13 protein-coding genes and 1 tRNA gene are annotated in these 9910 nt (G+C 61.3%); 8 read left to right on the plus strand and 6 right to left on the minus strand.

Annotated elements, in window-relative coordinates; all coding sequences use genetic code 11:
* The coding region (locus AC1DT3_RS05205; protein WP_477464182.1) for an aminotransferase-like domain-containing protein at positions 1-1045 on the minus strand (1045 nt) is incomplete at its 3' end.
* Between the two features lie 103 nt (positions 1046-1148).
* Here AC1DT3_RS05205 and AC1DT3_RS05210 point away from each other — a divergent pair.
* On the plus strand, positions 1149-2012 hold the full coding sequence (locus AC1DT3_RS05210; RefSeq protein WP_477464183.1) for a DMT family transporter: 864 nt from the start codon (positions 1149-1151) through the stop codon (positions 2010-2012).
* A gap of 66 nt (positions 2013-2078) precedes the next feature.
* On the opposite strand, the gene AC1DT3_RS05215 is transcribed toward AC1DT3_RS05210, so the two are convergent.
* The gene (locus AC1DT3_RS05215; RefSeq protein ID WP_477464184.1) at positions 2079-2540 is read right to left on the minus strand and encodes an outer membrane protein assembly factor BamE; all 462 of its coding nucleotides are present in this window, start codon (positions 2538-2540) and stop codon (positions 2079-2081) included.
* 111 nt (positions 2541-2651) lie between these two features.
* On the opposite strand from AC1DT3_RS05215, the gene AC1DT3_RS05220 reads away from it, so the two are divergent.
* The 6 genes from AC1DT3_RS05220 to AC1DT3_RS05245 all read left to right on the plus strand — a co-directional run bounded on the left by AC1DT3_RS05220 (position 2652) and on the right by AC1DT3_RS05245 (position 6841).
* Complete coding sequence (locus AC1DT3_RS05220) at positions 2652-3191, plus strand: ubiquinol-cytochrome C chaperone family protein (RefSeq protein ID WP_477464185.1); 540 nt, start codon at positions 2652-2654, stop codon at positions 3189-3191.
* A 71-nt stretch (positions 3192-3262) separates the two neighbouring features.
* Positions 3263-3697 carry a YceD family protein gene (locus tag AC1DT3_RS05225; protein ID WP_477464186.1) on the plus strand — a complete coding sequence of 145 codons (435 nt, stop codon included), beginning with the start codon at positions 3263-3265 and terminating at the stop codon, positions 3695-3697.
* Between the two features lie 162 nt (positions 3698-3859).
* Complete coding sequence (plsX, locus tag AC1DT3_RS05230) at positions 3860-4894, plus strand: phosphate acyltransferase PlsX (RefSeq protein WP_477464187.1); 1035 nt, start codon at positions 3860-3862, stop codon at positions 4892-4894.
* Between the two features lie 11 nt (positions 4895-4905).
* On the plus strand, positions 4906-5883 hold the full coding sequence (locus AC1DT3_RS05235) for a beta-ketoacyl-ACP synthase III (protein WP_477464188.1): 978 nt from the start codon (positions 4906-4908) through the stop codon (positions 5881-5883).
* 130 nt (positions 5884-6013) lie between these two features.
* Positions 6014-6328 (plus strand): integration host factor subunit alpha, encoded by a 315-nt coding sequence (locus AC1DT3_RS05240; RefSeq protein ID WP_477464189.1) that lies wholly within the window; start codon positions 6014-6016, stop codon positions 6326-6328.
* An 18-nt stretch (positions 6329-6346) separates the two neighbouring features.
* Complete coding sequence (locus AC1DT3_RS05245) at positions 6347-6841, plus strand: MerR family transcriptional regulator (RefSeq protein ID WP_477464190.1); 495 nt, start codon at positions 6347-6349, stop codon at positions 6839-6841.
* A 447-nt stretch (positions 6842-7288) separates the two neighbouring features.
* Here the strand turns inward: AC1DT3_RS05245 and AC1DT3_RS05250 are convergent, their stop codons facing one another.
* The 4 genes from AC1DT3_RS05250 to AC1DT3_RS05265 form a co-directional block, all read right to left on the minus strand.
* Positions 7289-7681: a GFA family protein gene (locus AC1DT3_RS05250; protein WP_477464191.1), complete on the minus strand. Its 393-nt coding sequence runs from the start codon at positions 7679-7681 to the stop codon at positions 7289-7291.
* A gap of 210 nt (positions 7682-7891) precedes the next feature.
* Positions 7892-7969: transfer RNA gene (locus AC1DT3_RS05255), tRNA-Pro, on the minus strand.
* Between the two features lie 134 nt (positions 7970-8103).
* Positions 8104-8523, minus strand: a complete 420-nt coding sequence (gene rnk / locus AC1DT3_RS05260) for a nucleoside diphosphate kinase regulator (protein WP_477464192.1) — start codon at positions 8521-8523, stop codon at positions 8104-8106.
* Between the two features lie 358 nt (positions 8524-8881).
* A complete protein-coding gene (locus tag AC1DT3_RS05265; protein ID WP_477464193.1) occupies positions 8882-9322 on the minus strand; it encodes a BA14K family protein in 441 nt (146 codons plus the stop codon).
* 282 nt (positions 9323-9604) lie between these two features.
* On the opposite strand from AC1DT3_RS05265, the gene AC1DT3_RS05270 reads away from it, so the two are divergent.
* Positions 9605-9910 (plus strand): putative pterin-binding protein (locus AC1DT3_RS05270; protein WP_477464194.1); only part of this gene is annotated, 306 nt, incomplete at its 3' end.

Consider the following 9910-nt stretch of genomic DNA (forward strand, 5'->3'; position numbering starts at 1 on the left):
CAAGAGGAGCGCCGCCGAAGCTGGTCGCGATCTTCAGGTCGACCAATCCGTCGATCCAATCGGGACGCACAGCAATGTAACCGCAGCGTGTCGAGGCCGAGAGGGTCTTGGAGAAACTGCCGATGTGAATGACGCGGCGCAGGCCGTCGAGCGCCGCGAGGCGAGGGACGGGATCCGGTTCGAAATCGGCGAAGATGTCATCTTCGATGATCGCGAGACGGTGAGTCTCCGCCAGCATCAGGAGACGGTGCGCATTGGTGGGAGACAGCGTGGCCCCGGTCGGGTTTTGTACGCCGGAATTGGTGATGTAGAGCTTGGGCCTGTGTTCATCGAGGACGCGTGCGAAGAGGTCGATGTCCGGTCCGTTCGGAGTCATCGGAACGCCGATGATCGACGCCTTGTGAGCCCGCAATATGGCGTGGAAGTTGAAGTAGCAGGGGTCGTCCACCAAGACCGCGTCGCCCGGCTGCAGCAGAAACCTGCAAACGAGATCCAAGGCCTGCGTTCCGGATTCCGTGACCAGGATCTGGTCGGCTGCCGCCTCGATCCCTTGTTCAGCCATACGCCTCGAAAGCAGCAGCCTGAGGGCGCCCGATCCGAGCGGCGATCCGTATTGCGTCAGCTCGGCATGAGGAGACCTGGCAACGGAACGGAGCGATCGGCGGATTGCCTCCTCGGGCATCCACGAAGGAGGAAGCCACCCGCAGCCCGGCTTTAAGGCCATCGAATCCGCGTCGAGGGATTGGCGCGAGATCCAGAAGGGATCTATTTCGCGATCGCGCTGGGGACCGACGACGGCGAGCGCAGCGGGTTCGCTCCGACTGACCACGTAGAAGCCAGCGCCGGGCCGTGATCGGATGACGCCCTCGGCCACCAGCCGGTCATAAGCTTCGACGACTGTCGACTTGGACACATCCATGGTCGTCGCGACACGTCGGATCGAAGGCAGCTTTGCCCCTGGGGCGGGAGCGTGCCCGGTAATCCCCTTCCGGATCGCCTCCATGACACGGGCTACCAGTGTCCCACTGGCCTCCTGCACACTCATCTGTACTCCTCCGCTGTCCAGTACAGTATGGTCAAACTGTACCAAAGTGTTCCTGGATGGTGGCGTGAGTCAATCCGTACAGATGGGGTGGGAGGGCCTGTGAATGGGTAAGACCAATGCCGGACTGATGAATGGCCTCTTGGGCGTGGTGATCTTCAGCGGATCGTTGCCCGCGACCCGAGTCGCGGTCGCTGATTTCGACCCGGTCTTCCTGACAGTTGCGCGTGCGCTGATCGCCGCGTTTCTCGCCGCCGGCTTGCTATTGGCACTCGGAGCAAGTCGGCCAGCGCGGCAGCAACTCGGTTCGCTAGCGCTCGTCGCGCTGGGTGTCGTCGTCGGCTTTCCCTTGTTGACGGCTTTTGCCCTACAGAGCGTCACATCGGCCCATTCGATCGTCTTCGTCGCGATGCTTCCGCTATGTACCGCGCTCTTCGCCGTGCTTCGTGCCGGCGAGCGCCCACCGGCGGCGTTTTGGGCCTTTTCGGCGCTCGGCGCGGCGCTCGTCGTCGCCTTCGCCGTCTCACAGGGTTTCGCCGCTTCTCCCAAAGGCGATCTGTTGATGGTTGCGGCCATCCTCGTGTGCGGTCTCGGTTATGCCGAGGGAGCGCGTCTGTCCCGGACGCTTGGCGGTTGGCAGGTCATTTGCTGGGCGCTCCTCATCGCGCTCCCGGTCACGGTTCCGCTTGCGATCTATGCCGCGCCCGCGTCCTGGAATCATGTCGGGGGGCCCGCCTGGCTGGGCCTCGCCTACGTGTCCATTTTCAGCATGCTGGTCGCGTTCTTCTTCTGGTATCGAGGTCTCGCTCAGGGCGGGATTGCGGCGATCGGCCAGTTGCAGTTGCTCCAACCGTTCTTCGGACTTGCCCTCGCGGCCGCAATCCTGCGCGAAGACGTGGGCTGGCCGATGATCGGTGCGACCGTCGCCGTCGCGTTGTGCGTCGCGGCTGCCCGGCGCAGTGCCGCTTGACGCATCCATTCGTGAAAAAGGCCGGGTTGAACCCGGCCTTTTTCAGTTATTTCGTGCGCTTAGGCGCTACGCCCCGAATGGGTTGAAGTTGTTGGTGCCCTTGAAGATCTGGCCGAGGAAGCTCGATTCTTCGCCGCCCGACGGCGTCGTGCGCGAAATGAAGTCGAACACCTTGCCGTCCTGCAGGCCGTAAAGCGCCACGCGCTCGACCCTGAGGGCGTTGTCGAAATAGACTGCGGTGACACGCTGGTCCACAACCTGCTCGCCCATGAACTGGAATGTGCGGCGTGAGCGCTGGCTGATATAATACCAATTCTTGTTGCCGACCGTCGAAACCGTGGACGGCGTGCCGAGGGTTTGGAGGACCTGATCGGCGCTCATGCCCTTCTTGATGCTGGCGACGGCATTCTCGTCGACGATGTAACCGCGTTGGAACTCTTCGCCCATCGAGTTGCAGCCGACGATCGGCGAAAACAGAAGCGCCGCGGCGRCCAAGCGCACGACAATCGGAGAAAAACGACCCGTCATGTAGAACTTCCAATGATGCGGCGCACCGATACGCTTGCGCCTCTGGATGCTGATGGCGTACCTCGGTGGCGTAACCCGAGGCATCGCTTTTGACAAGGCAGGACAGGCCCAGTGATCTTCAGACTTTTCCGTAAGGATCAACGGCGTGTGACGATCGGCACCCTGTATTCCCGCGTTGCCGCAGCGTCACGCGCTCCGGGCCTTTATGAGGCGCTCGGCATTCCGGATACGCTCGAGGGCCGATTCGAATCGCTTTGTCTGCATGTGGTTTTGGCTCTGCGAGCCATGAGGCCGCTGCCGAGCCCGGCCGACCAGGTTGCCTCGGACCTCACGGACGCACTGTTCAGCGATCTCGACGCCGCCCTGAGAGAGATGGGTGTCGGCGATACCACCGTTCCCAAGCGCATGAAGTCCATGGCAAGTGCCTTTCTCGGCCGCGCCCAAGCTTATGACGGGACCCTGGATGCGCGCAACGAAATAGCGCTCGCGAACGCCCTCGGGCGGAATGTCAAAGGGGACGAGGCACCAGCCGAAGCCCTGGCGCGTTATGCGCTCGCAGCCGACTTGGCTTTCAAGGGATTGTCTCTCGATTCAATCCTGAGCAACGGACTTGATTTCCCGCAACCTGAAGCATTCAAGGGCAACTCGTGATGACGCCAAATGCCGTTGGTCCTTTCACCCGCTCGGTCGACGCTGTGCATCTTCCCCCGCGCGGGGCGGCAATGAGGATCGAAGCGACGCCCGCCGAATGCACCGCACTCGCAGACGATTTCAAGCTCGCCGCAATCCGCTCGCTCATTGGCGACTACACGCTGACCAAGACCGGGAAGGGCGTTCGGGTCGCCGGACGTGTGACGGCGGACGTCACCCAGATTTGTGTCGTCACCCTGGAGCCGTTCGATTCCATCATCGAGGAAGACGTGGAGGTCGATTTTTCCGAGACCGACACCCGCCAGCCGGAGCACGCCGTGGAAGTCAGCGAATACGATCCGCCGGACGAGATCGTGAACGGCCGGATCGATCTCGGTTCATTGACGGCTGAGTTCTTCGCCCTCGGACTTGATCCCTATCCACGCAAGCCGGGAGCCGCTTTCGAGCCGGGTCACGAGCCCAAGGAAGAATCACCCTTCGCCGCTTTGGGGAAGCTGAAGAAGTAGCTTCGACATTCGAGATCGGGCCTGCCAGGGGAGGAGAACGAGCAGGGCTCGGACCGGCATCCTCCCGTTGCCGGACCCTGTTCCAAAAACCGGTTGCTCTCCCCTCGCAAACCGCTATTTTCCGGCCCTGTTTTCCCGAGACCCAGAAAGATCTGCCTCTCCATGTCGAAGCCGGTGCGTATTTCGCTTGACGCGATGGGAGGCGATCACGGTGCGTCCATTGTTGTTCCAGGGGCAGCCCTCGCTCTGGAACGCCATCCAGATCTTCAATTTCTGTTCTTTGGCAAAGAAGCACTCATTGCTCCGCTGTTGAACGCCCACCCCAAACTCAAGGCCGTCAGCGAGATCCGCCACACGGACATCGCCATTTCCATGGACGAGAAGCCTGCCCAGGCGATTCGGATGGGGCGCGGCAAATCTTCCATGTGGAAGGCGGTCCAGGCGGTCAAAGACGGCGACGCGGACGCAGCGGTGTCGGCCGRCAACACGGGCGCCCTGATGGCGACCGCCAAGCTGTGCCTGAAAATGATGGCGCACATCGACCGACCGGCCATTGCCGCCATGTGGCCGACCTTGCGCGGTGAGAGCATTGTTCTCGACGTCGGCGCGACCATCGGTGCGGACGCCCAGCATCTGGTGGACATGGCGGTCATGGGCGCTGCGATGGCCCGGATCGTGTTCGATCTCGAGCGCCCCACGGTCGGGCTCCTCAATGTGGGAACCGAGGAGATAAAGGGCATCGAGACCGTGAAGGAAGCGGCTCGCATCCTACGGGAAGTTCCTGTTCCGCATCTCGACTATCGGGGCTTCGTCGAGGGCGATGACCTCGGCAAGGGCACGGTCGACGTGGTCGTGACCGAGGGCTTTACCGGGAACATCGCCCTGAAGACCGCGGAAGGCACGGCCAAGCAGATCGGCGAGTATCTGCGCGCGGCCATGAGCCGAACCCTCATGGCGAAGATCGGCTATCTCTTCGCCAAACAGGCCTTCGCGGCCCTCAGGGACAAGATGGATCCGCGCAAGGTGAATGGCGGCGTCTTCCTGGGCCTCGAGGGTGTTGTGGTGAAAAGCCACGGTGGCACTGACGCCATCGGCTTTGCCAGCGCGATCGATGTAGCCTACGACATGGCTCGTTTTGAATTGATGAAGACCATCCGCGACATGCTCGAGCATGGACCGCTGGAACAACCGGCCTGAGGACTCTCAGCTTGAAACCCATTCGCTCCATCGTTCGCGGCATCGGCTCGTATCTGCCCGAGCGTGTCGTGACGAACCGCGACCTCGAAAAGGTCGTCGCGACGTCGCATGACTGGATCGTCCAGCGTACGGGCATCGAAGAAAGGCACATCGCCGCCGACAACGAGCCGACATCCTCCCTGGGCATCAAGGCAGCTCAGGCGGCTCTCGCCAACGCTGGGCTCACACCGGCCGACATCGATCTCATCATCTGCGCCACCTCGACGCCCGACTACACCTTTCCTTCGACGGCAACCCAGATCCAGTTCGGCCTCGGCATGAGCCACGGCGCTGCGTTCGATCTGCAGGCGGTCTGCACGGGCTTCGTCTACGCGGTCGCAACGGCCGACAAGTTTCTCGCATCGGGCTCGCACAAGCGCGCATTGGTCATCGGCGCCGAGACCTTCTCGCGCATCCTCGACTGGAACGATCGAACCACCTGCGTGCTGTTCGGCGACGGCGCTGGAGCCATCGTTCTGGAAGCAGCGGAAGGCGAGGGCACTTCGGCGGACCGAGGCGTGCTGACATCGCACTTGCGCTCCGACGGTCGCTATCGGGACAAGCTCTATGTCGACGGGGGCCCTGGCTCCACGAAGACGACGGGCGTTCTGAGAATGGAAGGCCGCGAAGTGTTCCGATTCGCCGTCGGCATGGTGACGGATGTCATCCGGGACGCCTTCAACGCGACAGGCATCACCGCCGACGAGCTCGACTGGTTCGTGCCGCATCAGGCGAACAAGCGGATCATCACGGCGAGCGCCGAAAAACTCGGCATTGCACCCGAGAAGGTCGTCATCACGGTGGACCGTCACGGCAACACGTCGGCGGCGTCGATTCCGCTCGCCTTGGATGTCGCCTGCAAAGACGGACGCATCAAGAAGGGCGACCTCGTCATGATCGAGGCGATTGGCGGCGGATTTACTTGGGGCAGCGCCCTGATCCGTTGGTAATGCTTTACCGCATCGACTTTTTGAGCACGTTCTCAATCATTTAGATGGTTGACCGGGGACGCTCCTGTGCATAGCGTCACTGTCTCATATCAGTCAGCAGCATATTTTAGTAAGCGCTTGGGGGGCGTTGATGGCTGGAAAAACAGTCACCAGAGCGGATTTGAGCGAGGCCGTATACCAAAAGGTCGGCCTCTCTCGCACGGAATCAGCAGAGTTGGTTGAAACGGTCCTGTCCGAGATCTGCGGCTGCCTAGCCTCCGGTGAGACGGTGAAGCTGTCTTCGTTCGGCTCGTTCATCGTCCGCGACAAGGGGGAGCGGGTCGGCCGCAACCCGAAAACCGGCGTGGAGGTTCCGATCGATCCGCGCCGAGTCATGGTGTTCAAACCGTCGAACATCCTCAAAGCCCGTATCAATGGTGAGAGCATCAACGGGCTGGATGATTGATGAGCATGAGGAAACGCGATGGACAAGAGTCCTGATGCCTTCCGAACCATCAGCGAGGTCGCCGAAGACCTCGATGTACCGCAGCATGTGTTGCGGTTCTGGGAAACGCGCTTCGCGCACATCAAGCCGCTGAAACGCGGCGGCGGCCGACGTTATTACCGGCCCGACGATGTGGAGTTGTTGAAGGGCATTCGCCATCTTCTCTACGGGGAAGGCTACACCATCAAGGGCGTCCAGCGAATTCTCAAGGAAGAGGGCGTCCGGTTCGTCCAATCCGTCGCGCGGGGCGAACAACAGGTCGCTGCGCCACAACTCCACGAGCGCGACGACTATACGCGCGAGGCGGAGACCGGCGCGTCGCCGCCGCTCCACAACGGCGACGCTGCAAGGGTAGCGAACAGCCTCGATTCGACGCATCTCGACCTTCTGCGTTCCGCGTTTGAGGATCTGGTCGAATGCGAGCGCGTTCTCGCTGGCTTGCGGGCACCGGTGGAATCAAGCAGCGGCGAGTAGGCCGAAGACTTCCGGGCATCATCTTTGCGACTCCTCCGGACGACACGGGGCGGGTGGTCTTTTCAATGTCCAGAAAATTGCTATTCTAGTTCGGTCGCACCGCGACCGGATTTTCTCATCCGTCAAACCTGCAGCCATGGAGGCGTTTCATGCCCAAGCTCATCGCTTCGCGCGTCCGCCGCGCCTCCGCCCTTTCATTCGCTGCAGGAACTCATGACGCAGATCACAATCCCCCTTGCCTGGTTCAATATCCGAATTGACGTTTTTCTGATGGCGCCGTCGCGGCGCAGTCGGCTTCCTACCATCCACGTGGCCGCCTCGGACCAGGGGCAATTGCGTGCGAAAATCGGTCCGCATCTATCGCGCGACATTGGCCTCGACCGCGACCGAACGTGAAATCCAGCATCCCGATGGTACGACCGTCGGGATGCTCACCGCTCGTGCGGATCACTCCTCGAAGCGACTCGTGGCCTCACGATCGCGGTCGTATCGTCTGGTGAGCGGGAACGTCGGCAACCAGGACTCGCGACGGACGATCCAACTTTCGTAAGTTGGCATCAGTTGGTCTGGGGCATCGAGCGATCCTAAGTTCACTTCGATTTCGTCTGCGCTGCGCGCGAAAATGGACGAGCCGCAACGGGGACAGAAATTCCGCCCGGCGTAGTCCCGTGTTTCGCCATCGATCGTCACCGCATCTTGAGGGAATATCGCGGAAGCGTGAAAAAGCGCCCCATGATGCTTGCGGCAGTCGAGACAGTGACAAAGGCCGACCCGGTATGGGGATCCCGTTGCCACAATTCGGACGTCGCCGCACAGGCAGCCGCCCGTGAATCGGTCCATGCCTGTCTCCTCCATGCCAAAGGGGGTGGTTCGGCTACGATCGGACGGCAAGCTTAAAGCCGCCCCCATCCAATGCCCAGCGAGCTTCCGCCGGAACATGCATCACCGGACGTGGACAGCCAGCAAACGAACCGTGCGGATTTTCGAGCACAACGGCAACGGGCGCCGCAGGGGCGCCGATCGAAATTTGTTTTATTTCAGGAGGTTTAATGGTCGGAGCGAGAGGATTTGAACCTCCGACCCCTAGTCCCCCAGACTAGTGCGCTAACCGGGCTGCGCTACGCTCCGACGCCGTTTTCAGGCTTCCGGTCAATTAGCTTCCGAAGGCCGTCTCCGCAACCCCTTTCGCGTCACTTTCGTGAACGTTGTCGCTGCAAGCCCGGTAATTCCCGGTCGGGCAGGGAATTATCAGGATTTGGGAACTAGGCCGTGGGCTCGACGGAAACGACATGCAGCCGGTGCTCTGCGCCGGAACGCGTCGGCCAAGTGATGGATTGCCCAGCGCTTAAGCCGATGAGCGCTGCTCCGATCGGCGTGAGAATGGAGATTCGCTTCTCGTCGATATTCGCCTGCTCGGGAAACACGAGGGTGACGCGCTCCGTACGGCCGGTCTCCTCGTCGCGGAAAGTCACGGTGGACCCCATTGTGACGAGAGCCGGATCGACTGTCCCGATCGAGATGATCCGAGCGCGCTCGAGTTCGGTAAACAGATAATCCGAAACCTCCGGCATTCGATCGGCGGCGACCTCCGCCAGCTTGATGAGGCGCTCGTGATCGAGACGTGTCATCTTGATCGGTGGCTTTTTGCCTTTCGCGCGTCGGATGGCGACTTGCGTATTCATGGGAATGCTCCTGATGGTCACGCGCATCGTCGGACGTCGCCGAGCGGAACATGCGCTGCTTTTGAGAAGAGGATGAACCGTTCCGGAAAAGGGCGCGTAATCGCGCTCCTCTGAGCCCGGAGGCTTAGGAATGTGCGATCAGCAAACCTGCGGAGAGCAGGCCTCGAGGCATGATGGCAAAATGGTTCATGCGGTCATCGTAGCCGCGACCCGACCTTTGTCAAACGGCCGTATTCTCACGGCCATAGCGGTGGGCGTATTCGGTTCGAAGAGCACACGGGCGGGCCACATGCGGTACTCAAAGAAAGAGCCGGTGCGGACCGCTGGTCGGCACCGGCTCCATTAGAATGACATGTTATTACGGATAGGTGCAGACGTACCGCATGCCGTTATTCGACAAATAGGTGCCGCTCGCGGGGTCGTAGGACCGGTACCTGCGCGCGCAATAGGCAGCCACGGATGGGCTTACGGTACCGGGAGGAGCCGGGACGGCGGCCGGCTGATTGGCGATCGCGCTGCCGATGAGCGCGCCGGCGGCAAGTCCGGCGGCGCCGGCGGCCACGGCCGCGCCAGGGTTATAGGAGCGGTAATACGGGCCGTAGGGGCGGCCATAATAGGGGCGACCGTAATAGGGGCGGCCGTAATATCCGCCGCGGCGGTAGTATTGGCTATAGGTTTCGTTGGGAAAGGATTGGGTCAAGTCAATGCCGGTCTTGGTCTTGGCAACCGGTTCGGCGGCCGCTGGCATGGCCAAGACAAGTGCGGCGAAGCCCGCCAGCGAAAGAACGAATTTGTGCATTTCCTGCTCCTTGATGCCGGATTCGGCTAAAAGGCGAAACTTGGGAAGATATAGGGCATACTGAATCGCTATCACAAGGCTTACGCCCGCACTTGGCCCAATGGCGTGCTTCGCCTCACACGCAATTGACCGCGGTCGTCGTCCGTGTGGCTCCGCCTCATGCAGGTGACTGGCGTTGCGTAAACCCTATGGTTTCTGATAGGAAAGTCTGTATCATTATAGCGTCAACTTCTGAGCCAACTTCGCTTCGAGTCGTTTGCGCGCGGCGATGGGAGGGGAGCAATGCGCTACCTTATCGTGATGGTTTTCGCTTTCATGGCCGCTTCGGCCCCGGGCAAAGCGGCGGAACTCCTGCCACAGCCCGATGGACCGGTGCTGCTGGTGGTGACAGGCAAGATCGAGCACACCAACGCCCCCGGCGAAGCTCGTTTCGATCGGGCGATGCTCGAAGCGCTCGGGGCGTCCAGCATCACCACGCATTCGACATGGTGGAGCGGCGCGAAGAAAGTCGACGGCGTTTCACTCAAGAACGTGTTGCAACGGATCAACGCGCAGGGGGTGCAAATCCTGGCTTCGGCTCTCAACAAC

This window comes from Microvirga sp. P4_G7 (assembly GCF_056401005.1).

Coding starts and splice junctions, on each gene's coding strand:
- AC1DT3_RS05210 (WP_477464183.1), top strand. CDS start 1,149: ATGGGTAAGACCAATGCCGGACTGATGAATGGCCTCTTGGGCGTGGTG.
- AC1DT3_RS05225 (WP_477464186.1), top strand. CDS start 3,263: ATGAGGATCGAAGCGACGCCCGCCGAATGCACCGCACTCGCAGACGAT.
- AC1DT3_RS05240 (WP_477464189.1), top strand. CDS start 6,014: ATGGCTGGAAAAACAGTCACCAGAGCGGATTTGAGCGAGGCCGTATAC.
- AC1DT3_RS05245 (WP_477464190.1), top strand. CDS start 6,347: ATGGACAAGAGTCCTGATGCCTTCCGAACCATCAGCGAGGTCGCCGAA.
- AC1DT3_RS05250 (WP_477464191.1), bottom strand. CDS start 7,681: ATGGACCGATTCACGGGCGGCTGCCTGTGCGGCGACGTCCGAATTGTG.
- rnk (WP_477464192.1), bottom strand. CDS start 8,523: ATGAATACGCAAGTCGCCATCCGACGCGCGAAAGGCAAAAAGCCACCG.
- AC1DT3_RS05265 (WP_477464193.1), bottom strand. CDS start 9,322: ATGCACAAATTCGTTCTTTCGCTGGCGGGCTTCGCCGCACTTGTCTTG.